The following is a 22,813-nucleotide window of genomic DNA, read 5'->3' as shown; positions in this document are numbered from 1 at the left end:
ACGATCATTCATTTTGCGTACTGCCAGCAATTGAAGGTTGGTGCAATCAGATCCTTAATGTAAGGCCTAATAGATGCTGTTATTAGCCTGTTAGCTGGTCCTCCAATGCCTGCAGTTTCTTTTGCTGCTCCTGATAGAGGGCATGCGCTGTTTCTAATGAAACTTTTTCAAAACGGATGGTATCTCCGGGAGTGGATTGCGCCACCCGGGGCAGATCCACCGAGATAACGGTCACAATCTTAGTATAGCCGCCCACGGTTTGCTCCACCATTAAAATGATCGGCTGTTCATCAGCCGGAATCTGAACCCCACCCGGCATGGTGGGCTCCGAGATAATGCTTTTGGGCATCCCTTCGTGGATCTTCACCTGCGGCCCCTGAAGCCGGTAGCCCATACGATCGGCCTTGGTGCTGACCATAAAATCCGAGGAAAATAGAACGTCAAGACCTTCTTTGAAAAAATCGTCCTGAGGTCCGGGGATCGCTCGAATGGTCAGCTCTGGCGGGTATGCGGGGATCATTTCAGAGGGCATTTGCCGCTGTGAGACCAGGGGTCTGCCCGGTACGCAATCAATCACATCACCGGCTTTTAGCAGCCGCCCATGATAACCGCCGATCTGGGCCCCCACATAAGTGGATCGGCTGCCCATCACTTCGGGAACGTCGATGCCGCCGTTAACAGCCAGGTAGGCGCGGCAGCCGCTTTTGACCTGTTGGATATCGAGCACATCGCCCGGTTTCACGCTAAATGAAGCCCAGGTTTCCAAAGGTTGATCGTTTAAGGTCATTTTAATGTCAGCACCGGTCACCGCCAGATCGGCTTCTGCCATAATCTCAAGACGGGGCCCCATGACGGTGATTTCCATTACAGCGCTGTTCTTCGGATTGCCCACAAGCAGATTGGCGCAGTGGAAGGCAAACGCATCCAGAACACCGGAAACGGGAATACCCATTTGCTGATAGCCGAAACGCCCTTGATCCTGAATGCTGGTATAGCCACCCGGCGTCAGTATGGAAAATACCCCCTTCATGTTGCCTCCTCTTTGATCCGCTTGGCATAATCTTCAGCCGAGATGGGCTTGAATTTAATCCGGTCTCCCGCCTGGTACAGAAATGGATTTTTGCGCTCGGGGGCAAATAATTTGACCGGGGTGCGGCCGATCAGCTGCCATCCGCCGGGACTGGCAACCGGATATATACCGGTCTGGTTGTTGGCAATCCCTACCGACCCTTCCGGTACCAGGGTACGCGGGGTTTCCAACCGGGGGGTGTACAGTTTTTCGGAAAGCCCCCCCAAAAAGGGAAAGCCGGGCGTGAAGCCCACCATATAGATCAAGTATTCCGGTTCGCAATGCAGCTCGATAACCTTGGCTGCCTTTAAACTGTTGGCATCAGCGACGGTGTCGAGGTCAGGACCGAACTCTCCCCCGTAGCAGACGGGAATTTCAACAGTGCGTGGGGATGCTATCTGGATGTCGTCAAGCCGATCTTCAGATGTTTCCAGCATTTTTTGAAGCGCATCGGGATGGGTCACTACCGGATCATAAATAATCAGCAGGGAGCGGTAGGTGGGGATGATCTCAATCACCCCTTGTGGCGGATCGGCATCCATTACGATGGCCATGGACCTGACCTTATTGTTGACCATCGGATCAATGACATCGCCGTATTCAACCAGCAACCCACGATCACCTGCGGTGCGAAACCGCGCCTTTTCAAACAAACCGCTTGGCATCAGGCACTCATTCCTTTCCCATGGGCGTTACCGCTACCCCATCGGCCTCAAGCGTTTGGCGAATGCCTTTGACAAGCGCCACCGCCTCAGGATTGTCACCATGCACGCACAAAGTTTGGGCTTCTAACGGGATGGTGGTGCCGTCGGCTGCAATGACAACACCTTCTTGAACCATTTTAAGTGCCCGTTCTGAAACCGCCTGGGGATCTTTGATCACCGCCCCGGGTAGGCGCCGGGAGACCAGGGTTCCTTCAGGGCTGTAAGCCCGGTCTGGAAAGGCTTCGTAAACCACTTTGAGTCCGACTTCCTGGCCAATACGCGTCATGAGTTGCCCTTTGGCACCGGCCAATGCGACATACAGCAGATCCGGATTCACCTGTACGATGGCTTCGGCAACTGCCCGCGCGACGTCTTCATTTTCGACAGCTGTCAAATACAGCGCGCCATGGGGTTTGACGTGCTGCAGGCGGGTCCCATGAGCGCTGCAAAACGCCTGCAGAGCACCGACTTGATAGATGACGTAATTGCGCAGCTCATCCATGGAGCAATCCAGGTTGCGGCGCCCGAAGCCCAGCAAATCAGGGTATCCCGGGTGGGCGCCTACCCCCACGCCATGTTCAACCGCAATGGCAACCGTGTGGCTCATTACCGACGGATCACCGGCGTGCCAGGCGCAGGCAATATTAGCAGAAGTAATGTATTCGATGACCGCTTCATCCATGCCCAGTTTATAGGCACCAAAACTCTCGCCCATATCGCAGTTGAGGTCGATTCTTTTCACTGCAGGCCTCCTTTCAACAAAAAAAGTGCCATCCTAACGGCGGCCTATTTCATGGTCATCAAGTTAGGAAGAAACAGCGCAATTTTAGGGAAAATCGTCAGAATGGCCGTTGTCAGGAGCATCAAAAAGAAAAAGGGTAAGGCGTACTTGGCCACCCGCACGATCGGCTCGTCCGTCAAGCCCTGAATGACAAACAGGTTAAAACCTACTGGTGGCGTAATCTGGCTGACTTCCACCATCAGGATCAGATAGATGCCAAACCAGATGGGATCAAAACCGGCAGCCGTTACCATGGGCAGGGCAATGGGCAATGTCATCACCACAATCGAGAAGCCATCGAGCAGACAGCCCAGGATGACATAAAAGACACCCAGCAGGATCATCAGCATATAAGGGGAAAGACCCAATTCAGTGATCGTGCGGGTAATGGCCGCCGGGATGCCCAAGAATCCCATGACCCGCGATAAAAAACCGGCGCCCACAACGATCATCATGATCATGGCATTGGTTTTCACCGCGCCCACCAGACATTCAAATAGAATTTTTAAATTCATCTGGCGGTTGAGAAACGCAAACACGGTAGCGCCCAAAACCCCTAAAGCGGCTGCTTCTGTCGGGGTGGCCACACCGCCATAAATACTTCCCAAAACCATCAGAATCAAAATCACGGTGGGTGCCAGGTCCTTGAGGCCCACCAGCCGCTCTTTCCAACTGTAGCTTTCTTGGGTTTTGGGTGCAATCTCAGGATTGCGGATACCGCGGTAAATGATGTAGCAGGAATAAATGCCTGACAGCAGCAAACCCGGCAAAATACCGGCCATAAACATTTTGCCAATCGACACCTCTGCTAAAATGGCATAAACGATCATGATCAAAGACGGCGGTATCAAAAATCCCAGGGTGCCGGCCCCGGCCAAAGAGCCCATGGCCAGGCGTCGGTCATAGCCCAGCTTGTCAAACTCAGCCAGCGTGATGCGGCCGACGGTGGCTGTTGTGGCAGCGCTTGAGCCTGAGACCGCGGCAAACAGCGTGCACGAGACGATGTTCATCAGGAGCAGCCCGCCGGGAAGCCGGTAGAGCCAGGGCACCAGAGACTTAAACAGTTTTTCGGAAATTCCGGAGCGATACAGGATTTCTCCCATCAGAATAAACAGCGGCAGGGCGACATATTCCCATTTTTCAATGGTGGCCCATACTGAGGAGGCCATGTTGTTGCCGGCCGGCAGCGGGCTGTAGATGACCATGCCCATAAAGCCGACAATAAACAGTGAAAATCCCACCCAGATACCGGATGCCAGCGTCAAAAATAATATGCCGAAAACGACCAGCGCCATCATCAGGTTCGCTTCCATCAGACGACTTCCTCCCCAGTTTCGATGGCCTCATAGGTTTTTAGGGTCGTGGCAAACAGCTGCAGCAAAAAACAGGCGGCGCCGATGAGCATCACCACTTGCGGTATCCACAAAGGGGTGTTGGTCAGCGTCCCTGAGGTTGAATTATAGCGTATGGCCGCCCGTACCATTTTTAACAGATACCACCACAAGTAACCCATAAACAGCGTGGTCACACCGGTGGCCACAAAGGTGATGATTCTGGATAATTTTTGCGGCAAAAAGCCCAGCACAAGGGTAATGCGGATGTGCCCCTTTTCTTTCAGGCAATAGCCGGCTCCCAGAAAAATAATGGCCGCCAGGCCATAGGCGCAGTACTCATCGGCAATCAGCGTGGTTTTTGAAAATGTGTTCCAAAGAAAGATTTCAACCAGAATCAATAGGGTCATCAGCCCCAGCATAACCGCAGAAATCCGGGCCACCCAGTTACTGAGGTTTTCAATCAACCGCACAAGGCTGCTCATCTTGACACCATCGGATCGGTTGTGGAAGTGAGCAAGCCCGGCAACGTCTTGGTGCAGGCCTGCTCAATTGTGTGATCGCAAAGTCCGGCTAGCGACGTCCCGTTATCCGTTCATATTCTTCTAATATCTTTTGGGCGTCGGCCCCTGCTTTTTTGGCCCATTCGGTTCGCAGCTGCTTGCCAATGGCGTCCAATTGCATGCGGAATTCATTGCTGACGGGCTTGATGTTCATGCCGTTTTCCATCAGTTTGGTCCGGCTTTTGCGGTCCATGTCGCCGGCCAGGTTCCACATATCGTCTTCCATTTGAGCTGCAATCTCAAGCACCGTCTGCTGGATGTTTTTGGGCAGCTTGTTCCAGGCATCCAGGTTGACGTTGATCATATTCACCGGGCCGACAATATTGATGGGCGTAAAATACTTAAGGACCTCCCAGGCCTTGGCATCAACGCCGGACACCGACGAGGTGTACATGGAATCCAACAACCCGGCCTTCATCGCAGGATAGACTTCGCTGAAGGGCATCTTGCGGGCGGCAATGCCGGTCGCTTTACCAAACGCGAGCCCGGTGCCGTCATAGACCCGCATTTTAAGACCCTTCAGATCTCCCTGTGCATCGATAGCCCGCTGGGTATAAATGCCGGAAAACGGCCATACCGAAGTGTACAGGGTGAACTGATTGAATTTTTTTAAGATTTTGGCATAGGTCGGTTTGGCCAGCTGATACAAAAGGCGTTGCTCAAAGGCGTTGCTCGAAATGAAGGGCTGGGCGGTTAGCGCCAGTGTGGGAGCATCACCCTCGACCATGCCGGTAGGAACTTCGGCAACAACCAGCTGTCCTTCAGCCACCGCGCGCAGCAGTTCGGGCCCCTTAAAGCCCAATGCAGCACCGGGATGCAGTACAATCGTCAGCTCCCCGTTGGTGGCTGCCTTTACCTTATCGGCAAATTCCTGAGCACCCTTTGAATGAAAGTTGCCGGCCGGATAGTTCAAATGCAGATCCCATTTCGTCTTGGCCAAAGCACCTGAAAAAGACATGAGGACAAAAATGAGACACAGCGAAACAAGCATCAGTTTTTTCATTATCAATTCCTCCTTTTACGATGATGTGATGGGATACTGAACAATTCGAAATTTAAGTTGACATATATTCCAAATATGTGTCAAGCGTGTTTTATTTAAAAAAAGGGACGATCATCAGTTTTTTAAAATAGTTAGATATGAATACCGCAAACCAAGCGCAACACCGGTTTCAGATGGGAACGTAATCCTGCGCAAATTGTATATGATTTCTAAGCGTTGAAAGGAGATAGCGGAATGGGAGCGAACACATACAAAATCATTTCACCGGTCATGGGGACCTTTTATCGGGCCTCAGCCCCGGGAGAAAAACCACTTGTGGAAATTGGCCAAAAGGTGAATGCATCAGATGTGGTCTGTATGATTGAATCCATGAAAATATTCACTGAGCTACGGGCGGATCAGCCCGGAACGGTCAAAAAAATTCTGGTTGAGAATGAAGAACCGGTCATGAAAAACCAGGAGCTGATCGAAATCGAGACCGCTACATCCCAGACGGATTGAATTCAGCCGAGGTTCTCAATGGCACAGAAGCCGTTTAACAAGATCTTGATCGCCAACCGAGGTGAGATCGCCGTTCGGATCATACGCGCTTGCAAGGAAATGGGCATTGAAACCGTAGCGGTCTATTCAGAGGCGGACGCAGACGCGCTGCATGTCAAATATGCGGATCAAGCTGTTCATATTGGCCCTGCACTAAGCCGCAAAAGCTATTTGAACATCGATCGCATCATCCAGGCGGCAACCAATAATGATGTCGCTGCCATCCACCCCGGGTATGGGTTTTTGTCTGAAAATGCTGATTTTGCCCAAGCGTGTGTGGATAACAAACTGATATTTATCGGACCATCAGCTGAGTGCATCGCTGCATCCGGCAACAAATCAGCAGCCCGCAAAAACCTAATGGCAGCTGGCATTGCGATTATACCGGGAAGTGAAGACATCATATCCTCACCTGAAGAAGCGTTTCAAATTGCCGCTGATGTAGGCTATCCAGTTATCTTGAAGGCCTCGGGGGGCGGAGGCGGTAGAGGTATGCGCATCGCCCATGACCAAAAGGAGCTGGCGGATGCCGTTGCGGTGGCTTCCGGGGAGGCCCGTGCAGCCTTTGGCAACCCGGACCTCTATCTTGAAAAATATATCGAAAAGCCGCGTCACATCGAAATCCAGATACTCGGCGATCATTTCGACAACTTTATTCATCTGGGAGAGCGGGAATGCAGTATCCAGATGCGTTATCAGAAACTACTTGAAGAGTCGCCCTCCCCTTTTGTTGATGAAGAATTGCGAAGCAAATTGGGAGAGACTGCCATTCAGGTCGCCCGACTGGTCGGGTACACCAATGCCGGCACCATCGAGTTTCTGGTGGATAAAAACAAAAATTTTTATTTTATGGAAGTCAACGCCCGGGTTCAAGTCGAGCACCCGGTCACCGAGCTGGTGACCGGAATCGATATCGTGCAGCAGCAGGTTCTGCTGGCCCAGGGAGAAAAATTAACACTGAAGCAGGATGACATCCACCTGAACGGCTGGTCGCTGGAGTGCCGCATTAATGCCGCCGATCCGGATGACAACTTTATGCCGTCCCCCGGTGACATCACCGATCTGATCCTGCCGGCCGGGCCGGGTGTGCGCATTGACACCCATATTTTCAACCCATATCACATATCGCCTTTTTATGATTCCCTGATTGGTAAATTAGTGGTGTGGGCCGCCGATCGCCGCATGGCCATTAAGCGCATGCAAAGAGCGCTGGCCGAATTTCAAATTGAGGGTATTAAGACCACGATCCCCTTCCATCAACAGGTGTTGGCAGATGAAGATTTTAATCGTGGCAACATCGACACCCATTTTCTGGAAAAATGGAACGACCCTGACTGAACTGATGCGGTTAGGACTGTTTTTGTAAAAAGGCAATGGCCTCCAGCATGCGCTCAACCAGATGATCATGATAGTTCTTGCCCAACGCCTGTGAAGCCTTTGTTGAAACCCCTGAGGTGCCGCCGGATTTTTTAGCCAGCACCTCCATTTCGGCCGGGCTGCTGGGAACATAGCAGAGGGTATCACCGGCATAGCGCGGATCCACATGATAGATGGGATCATGCTGGTGGGGGTTGTCTTGGGCCCTGTCCATCTTCACCAGATCCGGATAGCAATACCACATATGCGAGCCCTCGATCTCTTCGGCATGGCCGACTTCACCCCACTCAATCCCTGCTGTGAATTCTTTGGACATATAGGCCGGATCGAATATGATCACCATGACGCCCAACTCCCTTTTCGCTCTTTCGGCTGCGATTTGCATCCAGGCCACATTAACGATCCGATGACCGTTGAGCAGGATAAATTTATCAAAATGATGGCTGGCAAGGGATTTGATCATGTCAAAAGCAACCTCGATCAGTACCTCGGCTCTGATCGACATCGTGCCCGGCAGAACCAGATGATGCGGACTCCAGCCAAACCATAAAGGCGGTGCCACCAACACCCCGGCTTTCTGGGCTGCCGCTTCGGCAATCGCATTGGCTACCATGGTATCGGTTCCCACCGGCAGATGGGCACCGTGTTGTTCAGTGCTGCCGATTGGCAGGATAATCGTCCCCTGGCATTCGACGGTTCTCTGTTTGACATCCTCCCAAGTCAGGTTCTGCAACCAAACGTCTTTTTCCAATGTCAGTCTCCTTGTAAAAAGTTTAGGATTGATGGTCGCTCCATCTTTAAAGGATTTGCATCAATTGTCAAGATCGATGCGGTATCGGCAAACAGACTGATGACTTCAGATCGGCTTGAGAAAACCGCTGATTTGCAAATCGGGTATCCGTTGTTTTCCTGCCGAAAGCCACCCAATGGCCATGTATTTAAATCCGCAACCGAATCATCGGGTCCAGGCCGCCATGATCCGCGCCGGGCGATTTTTAAAGCAGAGGGCCATGGACCCTGTCCCTGACCGGCCCGACCTACTGACGATCTGGTCCGAGCCGCATTTGAGCTTGAGCTCGCCAACCCGGCAGGCCAAACTGGGTGGCACCGGTTTAGGACTGGTGACTTTGCTCGGTACCGAAAAAATAGCGCCCGAAGAAACATCCGTCGCCGATCTGCAAAAACTGGGACACTTTCTTCGCTATATGCAAAAACCGAATGGCAGTTTTTACAGCAAATATATACCGACCGAGGGCGGTCGCTGGGATAAATGGAAATCCCTTTACTATCCGGGTGAAGCGGCCTTGGGATTGCTGATGCTCTATGAACTTGACCCTTCACCGCTCTGGTTGAAGGCGGCTGTCGATGCCCTGGTATATTTAGCAAGCAGCCGTGCCCATAAAACCGAGGTTGAGGCCGATCACTGGGTCCTGCTGGCAGCGGCCAAATTGCTGTCAATTGATGGCCGCCGCTAACAGCTGTTGCACCGCAAAGCCACCCCGGTTTTAACCAATCGTTTAACCGGCGCGTCAGCGAAGCGCGTATCGACTACGTCCAGCATACCCTTAGCGCCATGATTCAGTATCAACGCCTGTTTCATAGACGCGTCAATTCAGACAACTGTGTTGAGGGGCAGACAGCCGGCTGAGATTCAATCCGCGCTGTCCGCCTTATGGGTTAAAGGTGATGATGCGGCTTTTTCAAAATCTTTGGATTGCGGTTGCAAGTGGACATCGCGTTGTGGAAAGGGGATTTCAATACCGGCGGCAGCAAAATCTTTATAAATTTGAAGGTTAAGCTCATGCACCAAGCGGCCCCTGTCTTCAGGGCGCCGTGCCCAGCATAGCAGCTCAAAATCAAGGGCTGAGTCACCAAACTGCCGGAATCGAACCCGCGGATCGGGCACAAAGGCCACCATTTTATTGTCACGTGCAGCGGTTAGCAGCACTTCCTGCACCTGGTCCACATCAGAGCCGTAGGCCACACCCACTTTGATGCGCACCCTGAACCGGTTGCGCGGGGCACTTTGGTTGACGACCTTGGTATTGGTGATCAGGGAATTGGGTATCGAAATCAGGATATCATCGCGGGTGATGATCCGCGTGCTGCGCATACCCACCTCGACGACCCGACCGCGCTCACCCGAATCCAGCACAATATAATCGCCGGATTTAAACGGGCGATCCAAAAAAATGCTGATGCCCCCGAAAAAGTTGGCCAGGGTTTCTCGCGCAGCCAGGGCAATACCCAGACCAACAATACCGGCCGAGGCAAACACCGCGGTAAAAGACATCCCCAGGTAATCACTCGTATTCCACAGCAGCACAAACAAAAGCACCAAAGTGACCAGGCGGGTAACGAGTCGCACCAGATTGGCATCGATGGTTCTGGCAAAGGCCCGTTTGGATGTGATGATAAATTCCGCAATACCGTTGCCAATGACAACAATGGCCCAGCCGCTGGCAATAAATAAGAGAACCCGCAAAGTAATTTTGGTTATTTTAAGTACTTGGCCGGTAATATTGATCTGTTCGTCCAAAAAATAGTCACTAATTAGGATGAGCAGAATCCAGACGACCGGGAAGGCCAGCCGGCGCCAGGACCATCTGGCAACCGTGGGTTCGGCATCTGTTTTCTCAGTATCAGTGGGCCTGTGCCGCGTCCAGCGAAAGACTAGAAAAGTCAGTGCGCCCCCGATCAATAATGTGAGCAACATCCCGAACCATTGCCATATCGCCTGATCCAGAATGCCAAATTTGGCCCAGGCGGGTAGTTTGCGGATCCATCTTTGTGGAATCATCGGCCCGGGCCCAAAAATATAGTCCTCATAGGCGCCAACCGAGGCACCGGATTTATAAGGCAGATGCGCCACATTGTCGTAATACTCCCGCACGCGCGCAACCGTATCGGCGCTGAAGAGAAATTCCCCCTGACGCGGTCCTTCTTCAACTTTGACAATCGTTATGGCGGTATTCGGAATCGTCCAACGCGTCAGGCCTTCAGAATCAACCGTTGCTTTATCGGGTACCTCTTCAAAGGGCGGCAATTCAATGCGGTCGAAGATCTCTTTCAGAAGCAATGCCGTTTCGACGCCCACATCCTGGACCACGTTGGGCGCAACCTTGCTCAGGTCAATGCACGCAGCAGCACGGTCGAGATGAACATCGACATCGGGTCTCTTATATCCACTGACCAGGCTTTTTTGATAGGCCCGGTTTATATTGTCTCTAAATACTTTCGTCGTCGCCCGGGGACTGGAGGTATCAGGCGGCTTGAGGGGAGTTGGGTCTTCGATCGCTTCAACCAGCGGCCCACAAAAAAGCAGCGCCAGGTAAAAAACGAGACTGATATGTAGCCGATATAGTTTCATGGTGTTTAGGATGATGGATTTTGAATGGCAATAAAATCTTAACAAAAATTATTAAGAAACAAAATACTTTGTTGATTTTATTATTCGGAGGTCATTCTGGAAGCATATCTTGTTGGCATCAGTAAAAAAAGGGGATCGACGTTTGTCTCTCCCCTTTGCTATCCAACAAAAAAGTCGTTTAACGTTTTGAAAATTGAAAGCGGGCCCGGGCACCCTTCTGACCGTATTTTTTTCTTTCTTTGACCCGGGGATCGCGTTTGACGAAACCGGCCTTTTTCAGCGGTGCCCGCAGATCGGCGTCTGTTAAGATGAGTGCTTTGGTGATGCCGTGCCGAACCGCTCCGGCCTGACCGGCGATTCCGCCGCCTTTCACGCTGACATTGACGTCAAAGGAACCGAAGGTGTTGGTCAGCTTAAAGGGTTCCTGCAAATCGGTCTGCAAGGTCTCCAGCGGAAAATAGTCCTCCAAAGGGCGTTTATTGATGACAATTTTACCGCTGCCGGGCGTCAGCCATGTTTTGGCAATGGCGTTTTTGCGTTTACCGGTAGCGTAATAGATATTTTCTTTTGGCATTGGGTTCCTCAAATGATGGGTTAAACGGTTTTTTTATCTTAGGAAAATGAAAGCGTTTCGGGCTGTTGCGCTTCATGCGGATGGGCATCACCGGCATACACTTTCAACTTCTTAAAAAGCTGTCGGCCAAGTTTGTTCTTGGGCAGCATACCTTTAACGGCGGAACGCACCAGGGCCTCAGGCTGTTTTTCAAGCAGATCCTTGGCTTTAATTTCTTTTAACCCGCCGATGTATCCACTGTGACGATAATAAACCTTCTGGTCCATTTTACGACCACTCAAGGTGATTTTATCGGCATTGATCACAATTATCCAATCACCGGTGTCTGCGTGAGGCGTAAACTGGGGGTTATGTTTACCGCGTAGACGCTGGGCCACCTGGGTCGCCAGTCGTCCCAGCACAGCCCCTTTGGCGTCAATGACATACCACTTTTGCGGGTTGTCCGTACGTTTCGCACTCAATGTATATTTTTTCACCTTTATGATCTCCTCAAATTAAATAATCCGGCAAAATTAAGCAAAATATAGCGTCTTGTCAAGCAAAAAAGTAATATTGGCCCTTTACAACCCATTCATTTTGCTTTTATTGTCCTACAAAAGGGTAATCCACATACAACAAGGATCAGTCAACATGCAAAAACGTGAAGTAGAGGTCAAATTTTACTTGGAAGACATCGACCGCATGCAGCGGCGTATCGTTGCTCTGGGGGCCGAATCGTTGGGGCGTGTATTTGAGAACAATATTCGCTACGAAGATAGGGGGCATAACCTAATCAAGAACCATTCCCTGTTGCGACTGCGTCAGGACCAAAAGGCCATACTGACATTTAAATCCAGACCGGCGAAGGCCAGTCGGGATTTTAAGATTTTCAATGAACTGGAAGTCGAGGTGTCTGACTTTGAGACCCTGCATCAGATCTTGGTCCGGGTGGGCCTGCGGGCGGTGCAACGCTATGAAAAATGGCGTGAAACCTTGATTCTGGGTCCAACAGCCTTTTTTCTGGATACCATGCCTTATGGCACCTTCCTGGAAATCGAGGGCCCAGAGGACCATATCCGGCAGCATGCCGCCCAGCTCGACTTAAAGTGGCACAGACGTATTTTGCTGAATTATCTTGAAATATTTGAATTCCTCAAGAAAAAACGCCAGCTTGCATTTGGGGACGTCACCTTTGACAACTTCCAATCTGATGACTTGGATGTTGGCGCTTTTTTGAATCAATTGGAAGTTGGCGATGCTAAAACCTAAATAGGCTTCAGTGTTCAGGTGTCAGGTGTCAGTTTTAGACCAGAGGGCCCATCTGTGGGCTCTGATGGCTGTGACATCATAGCTGTGACGGAGAAACTACACCTCTCGATAAAACATTCAGCAAGCTGACACCTGAAACCTAACACCTGACACCTGAAATCTAAAATACCGGCGGTGCGTTTTCCAACTCTTCAAGCACATCACCCCCGGTGGGATCTTCACTGGGGGCAGACGGGCTGGCAGGTGTCTCTTGGGCAGGCGTGGGCTCAGATGACGGTGGTTGTGACGGCGATGCAGCCGGTTTTGCCTTCGGTGGCGCTGCAGCCGGTGATTCGACGGCCACAGCCGGTAGTGGGGGCAATTTGATGGCAAATTCCCGCTCTAGCAGCGGCTGTCCGGTCTTGCTGAACACATAGACTTCAGCAAGCTGAAATTGATCGGCATACTTCGGTGCCCGCGAGGTAAAATTCATGGTGCGGAACCGTTTGATAACAAACCGTTTACCGCGTTTACCGGTTGGTTTATTTTCGACAAGATCGACCATCGGCATTACCAACCACTGGTATATTGTCAGATCGTTACCCTTTAATATGACCACCGCAACACCGTCTGCGCGCAGGTTGCCGGAGCTGGTATTTTTTATTTTAAACTGTGCCGTTACGGTCCCCTTGCCTGCATCACGTGACACCTTGAAATTATCCACTGCGACCTTCATCACCGCTTCTGTTTCATTTGCCTGTGGACCTGCTGCTGGGAGCTGGCGCGCCGCAGCAACAGACGGCTTTTTTTCGGGTTTGGGAACCGGCTTGGGTACGCTTGCCGGCGGCACAACGTTGCCGGCCGCTTTGGTGGCAATAGGATTTTTTTGAGGCGTCTGATTTAGGCGCGATTCTTTGGATTGTGATTCAGCGACCACCAGTCGGGCCATCAGAATCTCTTTTTCATGTCGCAGCGTCTCGATCTGTTGCTGTGAATTCTGCAATCGTCTTTGAAGATCTTTATTTTCGGCAAGGGATTTTTGATGACCCCATAACAGAATTGCCAGAAAAGCAAGCACCAGCAGAAATACGCACCCCACCGTCGCGATAATGACCTTGAATCGCTTTATGGTGTACTGTTTTCCATGATCGCCGATAAATAATAGCGTCCAGCGCCTGTCAGCGCCCCGACGGCGTGTTTTTTTATACTTGTCAATGTTCATGATAAGGTTACACGAATGGGATCTCCCTTATGGGCATTCAACTGCTGCTGCGCATTGCCGCAATTCAGGGCAATCTCCATATATCCGCGACTGCCGATGAGAACAAGCGGTGTCGCCGGGTCCGCATCGGCATAAGTTTTGGTCATACCGTAAATCGTCAGCGATCCGATCTGAATCTGGGGTTGCTTGGCCGTATCCGATTCGCACAACGCATTCAACTGAATCGAATCAATGTTGGTGATCAGATTGCCAAAGCGATCAATGGATACGATTTTTCCAACAAGCGCTCCGCTATCCGAAACCTGACAGGTCAAATCGCTTAACTGCACGATGTCCTGCTTTTGGATTCGGGTGCCCAACACATCGAGCTTGGTGCCGCAGGCCATATGCCCGGCCAACGCAGCAAAAATATCGCGCCCGTGAAAAGTAGCGCTCAGCGGCTTGAGAAAATAATTGGAATTTTCTACCCGAATAATTGTATCAGATTTTTGATCTCTCAGCAAAAGACTTAGCACCCCATTGTCCGGAGCGATAAAAAAATGCTTGCGAAATTGAACGGTTAAAATGGCGCGTTGGCTGCCAACGCCCGGGTCTACGACGATAATATGGATTGTTCCATGCGGAAAATAATGAAAATAACCGGGTATCAGCAAGGCCGCTTGAGTGACATCCTGCGGATCGATGTGGTGTGAAATATCAATCACCGATACTTCAGGGCAAACCGAAAGTAAAACACCTTTCATCACACCAACATATTCATCAGCAGTGCCGAAATCCGTTAACATTGTAATCACAGACATATGAATCGTTCCGTGTTTCGGGTTGCGAGTTGCGCGTTCAACACGTGCTCGATTTCTTTTGAATCACCGGCTTGCAACCCGTAACGCGTGGTTCGATAGACTCACCAGCCTGAGCGAAGTCGAAGGGTAACCCGCAACACGTTTTCCGACCAACACTAAGAAAACAGCTTGCCCTGTATCCGAAAGCCCAGATGTTTATATGCCGCCTCAGTGGCTTTTCGACCGGAAGAGGTCCTCAGCACAAAACCGATTTTCAGCAGATAAGGCTCGACAATATCCACCAATGTATCGGATTCTTCCTGCAACGTGGCCGCAATTGCCTCAATTCCGACCGGACCGCCGGTGTAGTATTCGATGATGGTTTTCAAATAGCGGCGATCGAGATCCGTCAAACCGCTTTTATCCACTCCTTCCAATTCAAGAGCGCCCTCAACAGTTGCCTGGGTGATGACGCCGTCGGCCTTCACCTGGCTGTAGTCCCGCACCCGTTTGAGCAATCGATTAACAATCCGGGGAGTCCCCCGGGAACGCTTTGCCAGCTCCACTGCACCAGCAGTATCGATTATAACGTTCAATAGTTTAGCAGAACGTTTGGCAATTTTAACCAGGTCGTCATCGTTATAAAAATCAAGGCTGCGAAAAATAACAAATCGGTCTCGCAGCGGCGCCGACAGCAGGCCCACGCGAGTCGTCGCGCCCACCAATGTAAAGCGGTTCAACCGATAGCGATGGCTGCGTGCATGCACGCCTTTGTCAAAAATAAAATCAATCGCAAAATCCTCCATGGCCGGATACATAAACTCCTCAACCGCTTTGGGGGTTCGATGGATTTCATCGATGAATAAAATGTCACCTGCCTCCAGATGGGTAAGAATACCGACCAGATCACCGCCTTTTTCAAGGGCCGGGCCAGAGGTTACCGTGAGATTACCCTGCATCTCATTGGCGATAATGTGCGCCAAGGTTGTTTTACCCAGGCCCGGGGGGCCATGAAATAAAACATGGTCCATGGGTTCATCCCGCTGGGTGGCAGCCTGGATGGCAATTTTTAGGGTTTCGACAACTTCTTCCTGCCCCACATAATCGGTAAGCCGCTCCGGCCGCAAAGATAGAATATCCGACTCCAGATCTTCAGGTAACGCTGAGCCGCTGATCAGTCCTTTCTTTTCTGAAGAATATTTTATGAGCTCATCAGACATGTGTTGCTCCAATTAATTCGTTATTTGTTATTGGAAAAAGCTCAGAGACTAGAAACATTATGACAGATGTGATTGACACTTTCAAATAACCCATAACCAATAACCATTAACCAATAACGAATAACCATCACGCTTTTTCGCCCCGATAAATTTCATCTAACAGCTGTTCGGGTGAGGTTATCGCCGGTTTGCGCTTAAGGGCGTCAGCGATCATCCGCTTGGCATCAGCGGCCTTGTGGCCAAGCTGCTTCGCAAGGACTTCGAAAACCTGCTCTGGAAAATCTTCCACCGGTTTGGCTTCGGGTTTTTCGGTTTTGCAAATAAGCGCAAATTTGCCCATCTTGCCTTCAAGGGTAGCAATTATTTTTTGAGCCGTCCGCGCACCAATGCCTTTGAGCCGGGTAAGGCTTTGAACATCACGACTTTCGATAGCCTCGGCAACATCACTGACCGGAATGCTCAAGGCTTTGACAGCTTTTAAGGGCCCAATATCTTCGACCGAAATGAAGGATTGAAAAAATTCTTTTTCGGCTTCAAGGTTAAACCCAATTAAGATCGGTTTCGGTTGCCTTTCGGTTTGCTGATAAAAAACATAAAGCGCGATCTCGTCACCGGCTTTGCGAGGTTTTAGGGTCTCCATCACATAAGCCGGCAGCAAAATTTCATACCCCACCTGATTGGCCAGCACGAGAACCCGTTCATCTTCTTTTTTCAAAATTTTGCCTTCAATATAACCAATCATGGTGTTGCTCCACTCCAAAAACTATAGTTAGTGGTTATTTGTTATTGGAGCAAATCTGTCCTGAGATCCCAATCGAATAACCAATAACGAATAACTATTAACGGTTAATGCCCAAAAATTAAAGGCGCCTTTGTGTATTTTGAAATCACAGAATTACTTTGCAGCACCAAGCCCATCTTGATAGCGGTATAACCCAATAAGCGCCAGCCCGGCTGCATCGGATGCATGGACGGGTTTGATGCGGGTCTTATGGTTCAATCGATGCCGCACGGCCTTCTCAAGCTGGGCTTTGCTGGAGTTGCCATTGCCCGTTAAAATTTGTTTGGCCTCTCTTACCGGTACTTCGATGGCAGGTATACCTGCATGAAAACCGGCCAGTTGGATAACACCGGTCACCTGGCCCAGAATGATACCCGACTTTGGATATCGGTTCAAGGAATAGACATCTTCGATGACCATTAAATCCGGATTTTCATTTTTTAAGAGTTGATGAAGCTTGGAAAAGATTTTATCGAGACGACCGGGTAAAGGGGTGGATTTGGTGGTATGAATGCATCCAAGAGAGTAGCTAACGATTTTTGGCCCCAACCCGCTGACAATTCCGATACCAGTGGCCGCTAGGCCGGGATCTATGCCAATAATCTTAACCATTCTCGCGCTTGACTTATTTTAATGTCTTCAATTTTTCGGCGGCCACCTTGGCTTCGTTAGATTTGGGATACTTACGACCCAATTCTTGCAAAATCAGCTTGGCATTGGCCGTATCACCAATATTGGAGAATGCCAACCCCTGCTTTAAAAGCGCAGCCGGTGCCTTGTTGCCTTTCGGATATTTTTCAATCACATTTTGATACTCAAGGATCGCTTTCTCATACCATTTTTCACGGTAATAAATTTCACCAATCCAAAACTGAGCGTTATCCGCATTTTTCGAATTTGGATATTGCTTGATAAATTGCTTAAACTTCTCGCGTGCAGAGTCGAAATCACCTTGATCGAATGCCTGTTTGGCGGATCGGTAAATCTCATCTTCCGATGACCGCTTTTTGGCAGGTGCAGCAGGAACTACTGCGGCTGCCCGTTTTTTGGATGATTCCAAATTCAGATATTGTTCCATGCGATTGAGCCGATCTGCATGTTGCTCGGCGCTTTGCGTTAAGCTGTCCAGTTTTTGTTCTCTTTTGCTCTCTAAATCAGCTGCTTGTTGCTGTTGCTGTTTGAGCGCATACTCCATTTCTTCAAGGCGACCGCTCAGTATCCGGATGTCTTCGTTCATTTCTTCAAGTATCACCCGCAAACTGGCGGATTGCTTTCTGAGTTCCTGGCTCCTTTCCTCAATATTCGATTCGAGCGCGACTCTGTTTTGGCGCTGCTGCGCATCACGCATTTCCATCTCCGTCAGGCGCGTGTCAATTGTGTTTACATCTGATTGGGTCGCGCATCCCCAGACCCCCATCAGACCGGCCAATAAGACATAGCGTAGCATCTGTTTTCTCATAAGCATTCTTTTCATGGTTATTTGGTTTTATTCGAATTTCGGATTTGATGGCAAAAAAGAGACCCGCCGCTGGGGCGGGCGTCACCACCATAAACAGCAAGCGCAGAAAGATCCTTGCGCTTGCTGTTTATCATGATTTTTTTCGGCTGGTACCATTGCCAGATTCTATCTGCCCTGCAGCAGACACCCATCTAGAAGGGATACCGGTTGTGCTAATTTACCACAAAATGGGCCCTTCTGTTTTTGGCCCAGCATTCTTCGGTTTGCTCCATGCACAGCGGACGTTCTTCACCGTAACTGATGGTGGTCAGACGCGATGATGCAATGCCAAGATCGACCAAAAATGCCTTGGCGCTATCGGCACGCCGATCCCCCAGAGCGAGGTTGTATTCATTGGTTCCCCGTTCATCGGTGTGGCCTTCAATCGTGACGGTGGCATTGGGATTCTCGCGCAGCCAGGCCGCATGCCGCATAAGCACATCCTGTGCCATCGGTGTCAGTCTGGATTTGTCGAATTCAAAATAAATGTTGTTTTGGGAAATATTCCAGCCCGCAGGTGGCTTTGCCATCGGCTTGGGTGCCGGAGCCGGTGCGGGTTCCGCAGCCGGTGCGGGTGCTTTCGCCTGAGAGACTGCTTTCTTTTGACAGCCAACAGTGAACAGCAACCCGGGGATTACCAACAACACGGCTATTATCAACCAAGTCTTCTTTTGCATTTTTCTCCTCCTTTCACATTCAAGCATCACTTAGTTATTTTGATGATTCATTGACCACTTGGGGTTTGTCTGCTCACCGGCCAGAACCAATAAACGTCGCTGGTCAGTGCCAAAAGCAGTCATAACGTAAATACGGCTTGGCCCTTCACGATCAGAGCTAAAGGCAATTAAGCTACCATCTGGAGACCAGGTAGCGGCTTCGTTATCCCTGGGCTCGTAGGTTAGTTGTGTCGGATCTTGTCCGTCAATTCCAATGGTGAAAATATGGTGCCCCCCGTCCATTTGAGAGGTGTAAGCAATTTTGTCGCCTCGTGGGGACCAACTGGGCTGAGTATTTTTTTGCCCTTCATAGGTCAGTCTATTGACTCTGCCGGAAGCGATCTCTTTGATGTAAATCTGGGCGCTTCCGGAACGGTTGGAAACAAAGGCAAATTTTTTGCCATCGGGTGACCAGGATGGCGTTACATCTATTCCGCGACTTTTGGTTAACCTTTTAATAATTTTCCCTGAACCAGTCAACAGATAAATTTCTTGATCCCCAGAAAAGGATAGTGTCGCCGCCAGTTCGAATTTTCCCGGCACCCAGGCCGGGGTAATATTGATACCTTGTTTCGAGAGCTTTGATTCCCGGGCGTTTGACAGATCCCTGATATAAATATCCGGATTGCCGGACTTATACGATGTAAAGGCCAGCCACTTACCGTCGCTTGACCAAGCCGGAAAGAGCGTAATCGCGTTGTTTGTTGTCAACCGTCTGGGGTTGTATCCGTCGAATGCGCTGACATAAATCTCTTTGTTGCCCGTGCCGTTGGACACGAATGCGATCTTACTGCCAAATATGCCTTCGCTACCGGTCAGATACTTGATCACTTCGGTGCAAAAACGAAGAATAATTTTTCTCTGGTTTGCCTGCTTTCCCGAGTATTTTTTACCGAGTACGCGCCGGGCCTTGAAGGTGTCAAACAAACGCAACTCAATGGTCATATTGTCACCATTGAGCTCATAGTATCCGGTGATCAGAAGCTCAGCACCGACGACTGTCCAGTTCTGAAAATTGAGATCTGTCAGGGTAACACCGTTTGTCTGCGGGTCAAACAGAAAGGATCCACGATCCAAAATCTTGAAATAACCCGTAAAGTCCAGAGAATCGGAAAGAAAATCGGCTGCTGTTTGTGACGATTGTTTTTCTGCCTCTGAGCCGGTTGCATTTTTAAAGGACGGCACGGCCAGCGGAATTTTTCGCAGGAACGGTTTGGTGATATCAATCACATCATATTCCGCCCAACAAATTGCCGGTGAAAGTAACATAACGCTCATAATCAGGATGTAAAGTTTTATTGCACTTCTTCTCATTGTCGATCCTTGTAGTTTGAATCCGAATCTGATGCAGCGTGGCACGCCAAAGACCAGAACCTTTGGGTCATCAGACGACGGGATCCTGTTATGGCTTCTGTCGAATGCAGCAACCCTGTCATCCGGTTTGTCTTATGCAGTTGAATAGGGCTTTTGATGCCCAAACAGCTCGGATTTTATTATTTACCCCCTGCTTCAGGTGTACCGACAGCAGGTCATGCCACACACGATAGGCGGCTATGTAAAATCGCAATTATTTTTGTTTTAATCCTTTGGGGCCAAAGCGTAAACCGATTTTGTAATATGGACGCATGTAGTCGTTTGGGAGCGGCGGTAATGGGTTTGATTTAACCAGGGCTTTATAGGCCGAATCATCCAGGTACACATTGCCGGATTTTTTGTCAAACCAAATATCCTCTATTTCCCCGTTTCGCAATACTTTTATCGCTAAAATGGCCTCCAGCTCTGTACTCTCACCAGCCAGCTGCTGTGAGAATGCCCAATTTTTTTGGATTTGATACTGAATTTCAGCTTGGTAAATCAATATGGATTCTTGCACGCGTGCACCGCCGCTCCCGGATCCGCCGCCCGGTCCCACAGCACCGCTTCGGGATTGGGAGGCGCTGCCTACAGATCCACTGCCAGCCGTTGATTCGGAAGCAGCGACTTTGCGTTTTAGGTCCTCAATGGCCGATGCCACCGAATCAGTTTCGGTTTTCTCTACTTTTTTTTCAATCCGGTCAATCGCCGAATCAATTACCTTTGAGCGGTCTAAGGTCTTTTTCTTCAGCGACTTTTTGGCCTTTTTCTTTTTCGGTGCCAGCGAAACGGCCTTAGGTGGCTTTTTAACCACCGGGACAGGTTTGGGCTCCGGTATTTTGACCGCAGGCTTTTGCGGCGGCTTTTTGACGACCGGCTCTGGCTTGGCGGGCGCCGGCGCCGGACCACCAGCTGGAGGACCCGCCGACGGCAGGGAAACAAGGCTGACATTTACCACCCCGGATCGAAATCGTGAGCCACCGCTAAAATCGGGCATAAAAATAAGCGCTCCGATAACGACCAGATGAAAAATAAATGAAACGCCAACCGGCAACACCATCGACTGGGACTCAGGTTCCTTGCCTCGGTATTGCCTGGTGTAAGTATGTTTGGTATCCTGCACGGCAATTAAGATTTTGACTTTTTACGTTCTTCTTCGAACTTCTCGGGTTCGGTAACCATTCCCAATTTTTCTACACCGGCCCCTTTAATTTCCGCCATGACCTGGGCCACAATTCCCCACGATATGTTTTTATCGGCTTTGAGAAAGACCTCCCGCTCAGACCGTCCTTCTAAAATTTTGGTCAGTTTTTCACCAAGGCCGTCGACTGAAACCTTGAAATCATTGATGAAGACTTCATGCTGGGTATTGAGGGTGATAATTAAATGCTCTTTTTCGGATTCTAACGGCTCTGCAGTCGCTTCTGGCAGCGAGACATCCATTCCCTGCATCATCATCGGCGCTGTCACCATAAAAATGATCAACAACACCAGCATGACATCCACAAACGGCGTCACATTAATGTCGGACATCAATTGGCCGCTTTTATCACCAGCTTTCATGATCTTCTCCTCTCTGTCCGCAGAATGTCACGCTCGATAATGTTCAATAAGTCAGCTGAAAAGCTATCGAGTTCAGATTCGACCACACGTATTTTACTCATAAAAAAATTATAGGCGATGACCGCCGGAATTGCTGCTGCCAGACCGGCCGCGGTTGCCACCAGGGCCTCGGATATTCCCGGTGCCACAACTGCCAAATTGGCTGAACCTTTCTGCCCGATACCGATAAAAGAGTTCATGATTCCCCATACGGTGCCGAACAATCCGATGAATGGTGCTGTATTACCAGTAGTCGCTAAAAAAGGTACCATCTGGGTCATGCGTGTCATTTCGGTAGTAATGGCACGACGCAACGCTCTTTTGATGTTGTCTGTGCCTGTGAACCTGGCATCCAGTGACATGCTTTGACTACCGGATGTTTTATTCATGGTCGGATCTGGTGCCACGCTGGATGCCGCAGACTGGCTCGTCTTTTTAAGCTCTACATAGCCGATTCGAAAAATGCGTGCCTGGGGGCTGCCGGGTAGCTGTTTTGCTTTGGCAAAGGCATTGGACAGATCACGGCTCTTCCAAAAAAATTCGCTGAACTGTGCCGACTCTTTAAAAGCGCGACGGATATAACGATATTTAATCAGTATGATGGCCCAGGACACAATTGAAAAAAACAACAGCAACAGCATTACAAACTGAACCATGGGTCCCGCGTTACTGATCATATGGACGATATCGAGCTGAGCAATACCCATAAACAGATCTCCACTTCCGAGTTGGGGGTTAATGAAATAAGAACAAAACCGTGGTTAACAGCAGCCGGATTGTTGACCTACCCTTCGCTTAGAATGTGTCATGATGCGTCTAAACACTTTAAAGTATAATGAATATAGGTGAAGTGTCAACAGGTTTGAAGGCCGTCATCGTGCCCAAATTTTGGGGTTGCGTTTGAAGACAACCCTCACTATGGTGTTAGCTGTTAAAAAGTTTTCAGTGTTCAGGTGTCAGGTTTCAGTAAACCGTTATCCGACTACAATGCCAAGATAACTGCGGACAAGCTTTGTTTGCACCGCTTCGCTGTTTTCTGACCTGTGATGACTGAGCACTGACACCTGAAACCTGACACCTGAAACCTGTACTTTACTTGGGAG

The 22,813-nt window shown here is 49.9% G+C and carries 25 protein-coding genes; 4 read left to right on the top strand and 21 right to left on the bottom strand.

Features of this window, described 5'->3' with window-relative positions; genetic code table 11:
• Positions 1-82: 82 nt before the first annotated feature.
• The 6 genes from QNJ26_06385 to QNJ26_06360 all read right to left on the bottom strand — a co-directional run bounded on the left by QNJ26_06385 (position 83) and on the right by QNJ26_06360 (position 5,451).
• Positions 83-1,030, bottom strand: coding sequence for a biotin-dependent carboxyltransferase family protein (locus QNJ26_06385; GenBank protein MDJ0985153.1), 948 nt, complete (start codon positions 1,028-1,030; stop codon positions 83-85).
• Positions 1,027-1,734: a 5-oxoprolinase subunit PxpB gene (pxpB, locus tag QNJ26_06380; GenBank protein ID MDJ0985152.1), complete on the bottom strand. Its 708-nt coding sequence runs from the start codon at positions 1,732-1,734 to the stop codon at positions 1,027-1,029. The genes QNJ26_06385 and pxpB overlap by 4 nt, the downstream gene beginning before the upstream one ends.
• 7 nt (positions 1,735-1,741) lie before the next feature.
• Positions 1,742-2,515, bottom strand: coding sequence for a 5-oxoprolinase subunit PxpA (locus QNJ26_06375; GenBank protein MDJ0985151.1), 774 nt, complete (start codon positions 2,513-2,515; stop codon positions 1,742-1,744).
• 44 nt (positions 2,516-2,559) lie between these two features.
• A complete protein-coding gene (locus QNJ26_06370; GenBank protein MDJ0985150.1) occupies positions 2,560-3,867 on the bottom strand; it encodes a TRAP transporter large permease subunit in 1,308 nt (435 codons plus the stop codon).
• Entirely contained in the window at positions 3,867-4,370 is a 504-nt protein-coding gene (locus tag QNJ26_06365) for a TRAP transporter small permease (GenBank protein ID MDJ0985149.1), read from the bottom strand. Before QNJ26_06365 ends, QNJ26_06370 begins: the two co-directional genes overlap by 1 nt.
• An 88-nt stretch (positions 4,371-4,458) precedes the next feature.
• On the bottom strand, positions 4,459-5,451 hold the full coding sequence (locus tag QNJ26_06360; GenBank protein MDJ0985148.1) for a TRAP transporter substrate-binding protein: 993 nt from the start codon (positions 5,449-5,451) through the stop codon (positions 4,459-4,461).
• Positions 5,452-5,685: 234 nt separating this feature from the next.
• Here QNJ26_06360 and QNJ26_06355 point away from each other — a divergent pair, with 234 nt between their 5' ends.
• Both QNJ26_06355 and accC read left to right on the top strand, forming a co-directional pair.
• Positions 5,686-5,952 carry a hypothetical protein gene (locus tag QNJ26_06355; GenBank protein ID MDJ0985147.1) on the top strand — a complete coding sequence of 89 codons (267 nt, stop codon included), beginning with the start codon at positions 5,686-5,688 and terminating at the stop codon, positions 5,950-5,952.
• 18 nt (positions 5,953-5,970) lie between these two features.
• Entirely contained in the window at positions 5,971-7,329 is a 1,359-nt protein-coding gene (gene accC / locus QNJ26_06350; protein MDJ0985146.1) for an acetyl-CoA carboxylase biotin carboxylase subunit, read from the top strand.
• A 10-nt stretch (positions 7,330-7,339) separates the two neighbouring features.
• Here the strand turns inward: accC and QNJ26_06345 are convergent, their stop codons facing one another.
• Positions 7,340-8,119 carry a creatininase family protein gene (locus QNJ26_06345; protein ID MDJ0985145.1) on the bottom strand — a complete coding sequence of 260 codons (780 nt, stop codon included), beginning with the start codon at positions 8,117-8,119 and terminating at the stop codon, positions 7,340-7,342.
• Between the two features lie 175 nt (positions 8,120-8,294).
• Here QNJ26_06345 and QNJ26_06340 point away from each other — a divergent pair, with 175 nt between their 5' ends.
• The gene (locus tag QNJ26_06340) at positions 8,295-8,843 is read left to right on the top strand and encodes a hypothetical protein (protein MDJ0985144.1); all 549 of its coding nucleotides are present in this window, start codon (positions 8,295-8,297) and stop codon (positions 8,841-8,843) included.
• Between the two features lie 176 nt (positions 8,844-9,019).
• Here the strand turns inward: QNJ26_06340 and QNJ26_06335 are convergent, their stop codons facing one another.
• The 3 genes from QNJ26_06335 to rplM all read right to left on the bottom strand — a co-directional run bounded on the left by QNJ26_06335 (position 9,020) and on the right by rplM (position 11,788).
• The gene (locus QNJ26_06335) at positions 9,020-10,738 is read right to left on the bottom strand and encodes a mechanosensitive ion channel (protein MDJ0985143.1); all 1,719 of its coding nucleotides are present in this window, start codon (positions 10,736-10,738) and stop codon (positions 9,020-9,022) included.
• A 178-nt stretch (positions 10,739-10,916) separates the two neighbouring features.
• A complete protein-coding gene (gene rpsI, locus QNJ26_06330) occupies positions 10,917-11,312 on the bottom strand; it encodes a 30S ribosomal protein S9 (protein MDJ0985142.1) in 396 nt (131 codons plus the stop codon).
• 38 nt (positions 11,313-11,350) lie between these two features.
• A complete protein-coding gene (gene rplM / locus QNJ26_06325) occupies positions 11,351-11,788 on the bottom strand; it encodes a 50S ribosomal protein L13 (GenBank protein ID MDJ0985141.1) in 438 nt (145 codons plus the stop codon).
• A gap of 154 nt (positions 11,789-11,942) precedes the next feature.
• Here rplM and QNJ26_06320 point away from each other — a divergent pair, with 154 nt between their 5' ends.
• Positions 11,943-12,560 (top strand): class IV adenylate cyclase, encoded by a 618-nt coding sequence (locus QNJ26_06320; GenBank protein ID MDJ0985140.1) that lies wholly within the window; start codon positions 11,943-11,945, stop codon positions 12,558-12,560.
• A gap of 160 nt (positions 12,561-12,720) precedes the next feature.
• Here the strand turns inward: QNJ26_06320 and QNJ26_06315 are convergent, their stop codons facing one another.
• The 11 genes from QNJ26_06315 to tolQ all read right to left on the bottom strand — a co-directional run bounded on the left by QNJ26_06315 (position 12,721) and on the right by tolQ (position 22,417).
• Positions 12,721-13,761 (bottom strand): hypothetical protein, encoded by a 1,041-nt coding sequence (locus QNJ26_06315; GenBank protein MDJ0985139.1) that lies wholly within the window; start codon positions 13,759-13,761, stop codon positions 12,721-12,723.
• Positions 13,758-14,561 (bottom strand): SAM-dependent chlorinase/fluorinase, encoded by an 804-nt coding sequence (locus QNJ26_06310; protein ID MDJ0985138.1) that lies wholly within the window; start codon positions 14,559-14,561, stop codon positions 13,758-13,760. The genes QNJ26_06315 and QNJ26_06310 overlap by 4 nt, the downstream gene beginning before the upstream one ends.
• Before the next feature lie 155 nt (positions 14,562-14,716).
• The gene (gene ruvB, locus QNJ26_06305) at positions 14,717-15,760 is read right to left on the bottom strand and encodes a Holliday junction branch migration DNA helicase RuvB (GenBank protein MDJ0985137.1); all 1,044 of its coding nucleotides are present in this window, start codon (positions 15,758-15,760) and stop codon (positions 14,717-14,719) included.
• A 127-nt stretch (positions 15,761-15,887) separates the two neighbouring features.
• A complete protein-coding gene (locus tag QNJ26_06300; protein MDJ0985136.1) occupies positions 15,888-16,502 on the bottom strand; it encodes an OB-fold domain-containing protein in 615 nt (204 codons plus the stop codon).
• A gap of 153 nt (positions 16,503-16,655) precedes the next feature.
• Positions 16,656-17,153, bottom strand: coding sequence for a crossover junction endodeoxyribonuclease RuvC (locus QNJ26_06295; protein MDJ0985135.1), 498 nt, complete (start codon positions 17,151-17,153; stop codon positions 16,656-16,658).
• 13 nt (positions 17,154-17,166) lie between these two features.
• Positions 17,167-17,988 (bottom strand): tol-pal system protein YbgF, encoded by an 822-nt coding sequence (ybgF, locus tag QNJ26_06290; protein ID MDJ0985134.1) that lies wholly within the window; start codon positions 17,986-17,988, stop codon positions 17,167-17,169.
• A gap of 224 nt (positions 17,989-18,212) precedes the next feature.
• Positions 18,213-18,716, bottom strand: coding sequence for a peptidoglycan-associated lipoprotein Pal (gene pal / locus QNJ26_06285; GenBank protein ID MDJ0985133.1), 504 nt, complete (start codon positions 18,714-18,716; stop codon positions 18,213-18,215).
• 30 nt (positions 18,717-18,746) lie between these two features.
• On the bottom strand, positions 18,747-20,069 hold the full coding sequence (gene tolB / locus QNJ26_06280; protein ID MDJ0985132.1) for a Tol-Pal system beta propeller repeat protein TolB: 1,323 nt from the start codon (positions 20,067-20,069) through the stop codon (positions 18,747-18,749).
• A gap of 253 nt (positions 20,070-20,322) precedes the next feature.
• Complete coding sequence (locus QNJ26_06275; GenBank protein MDJ0985131.1) at positions 20,323-21,168, bottom strand: energy transducer TonB; 846 nt, start codon at positions 21,166-21,168, stop codon at positions 20,323-20,325.
• Between the two features lie 68 nt (positions 21,169-21,236).
• Complete coding sequence (tolR, locus tag QNJ26_06270) at positions 21,237-21,671, bottom strand: protein TolR (GenBank protein ID MDJ0985130.1); 435 nt, start codon at positions 21,669-21,671, stop codon at positions 21,237-21,239.
• Positions 21,668-22,417: a protein TolQ gene (gene tolQ, locus QNJ26_06265; protein MDJ0985129.1), complete on the bottom strand. Its 750-nt coding sequence runs from the start codon at positions 22,415-22,417 to the stop codon at positions 21,668-21,670. Before tolQ ends, tolR begins: the two co-directional genes overlap by 4 nt.
• Positions 22,418-22,813 lie beyond the last annotated feature (396 nt).

The sequence above is a fragment of the Desulfobacterales bacterium genome (assembly GCA_030066985.1).
GTDB lineage: Bacteria > Desulfobacterota > Desulfobacteria > Desulfobacterales > JAHEIW01 > JAHEIW01.
This window is presented reverse-complemented; position numbering and strand designations above follow the sequence as displayed.

Coding starts and splice junctions, on each gene's coding strand:
- ybgF (MDJ0985134.1), bottom strand. CDS start 17,988: ATGCTACGCTATGTCTTATTGGCCGGTCTGATGGGGGTCTGGGGATGC.
- tolQ (MDJ0985129.1), bottom strand. CDS start 22,417: ATGGGTATTGCTCAGCTCGATATCGTCCATATGATCAGTAACGCGGGA.
- QNJ26_06275 (MDJ0985131.1), bottom strand. CDS start 21,168: ATGGTGTTGCCGGTTGGCGTTTCATTTATTTTTCATCTGGTCGTTATC.
- rpsI (MDJ0985142.1), bottom strand. CDS start 11,312: ATGCCAAAAGAAAATATCTATTACGCTACCGGTAAACGCAAAAACGCC.
- QNJ26_06320 (MDJ0985140.1), top strand. CDS start 11,943: ATGCAAAAACGTGAAGTAGAGGTCAAATTTTACTTGGAAGACATCGAC.
- QNJ26_06310 (MDJ0985138.1), bottom strand. CDS start 14,561: ATGTCTGTGATTACAATGTTAACGGATTTCGGCACTGCTGATGAATAT.
- accC (MDJ0985146.1), top strand. CDS start 5,971: ATGGCACAGAAGCCGTTTAACAAGATCTTGATCGCCAACCGAGGTGAG.
- QNJ26_06370 (MDJ0985150.1), bottom strand. CDS start 3,867: ATGGAAGCGAACCTGATGATGGCGCTGGTCGTTTTCGGCATATTATTT.
- QNJ26_06385 (MDJ0985153.1), bottom strand. CDS start 1,030: ATGAAGGGGGTATTTTCCATACTGACGCCGGGTGGCTATACCAGCATT.
- ruvB (MDJ0985137.1), bottom strand. CDS start 15,760: ATGTCTGATGAGCTCATAAAATATTCTTCAGAAAAGAAAGGACTGATC.
- QNJ26_06340 (MDJ0985144.1), top strand. CDS start 8,295: ATGGCCATGTATTTAAATCCGCAACCGAATCATCGGGTCCAGGCCGCC.
- QNJ26_06355 (MDJ0985147.1), top strand. CDS start 5,686: ATGGGAGCGAACACATACAAAATCATTTCACCGGTCATGGGGACCTTT.
- pal (MDJ0985133.1), bottom strand. CDS start 18,716: ATGCAAAAGAAGACTTGGTTGATAATAGCCGTGTTGTTGGTAATCCCC.
- tolB (MDJ0985132.1), bottom strand. CDS start 20,069: ATGAGAAGAAGTGCAATAAAACTTTACATCCTGATTATGAGCGTTATG.
- QNJ26_06315 (MDJ0985139.1), bottom strand. CDS start 13,761: ATGAACATTGACAAGTATAAAAAAACACGCCGTCGGGGCGCTGACAGG.
- QNJ26_06300 (MDJ0985136.1), bottom strand. CDS start 16,502: ATGATTGGTTATATTGAAGGCAAAATTTTGAAAAAAGAAGATGAACGG.
- QNJ26_06365 (MDJ0985149.1), bottom strand. CDS start 4,370: ATGAGCAGCCTTGTGCGGTTGATTGAAAACCTCAGTAACTGGGTGGCC.
- QNJ26_06335 (MDJ0985143.1), bottom strand. CDS start 10,738: ATGAAACTATATCGGCTACATATCAGTCTCGTTTTTTACCTGGCGCTG.
- QNJ26_06360 (MDJ0985148.1), bottom strand. CDS start 5,451: ATGAAAAAACTGATGCTTGTTTCGCTGTGTCTCATTTTTGTCCTCATG.
- tolR (MDJ0985130.1), bottom strand. CDS start 21,671: ATGAAAGCTGGTGATAAAAGCGGCCAATTGATGTCCGACATTAATGTG.
- QNJ26_06295 (MDJ0985135.1), bottom strand. CDS start 17,153: ATGGTTAAGATTATTGGCATAGATCCCGGCCTAGCGGCCACTGGTATC.
- pxpB (MDJ0985152.1), bottom strand. CDS start 1,734: ATGCCAAGCGGTTTGTTTGAAAAGGCGCGGTTTCGCACCGCAGGTGAT.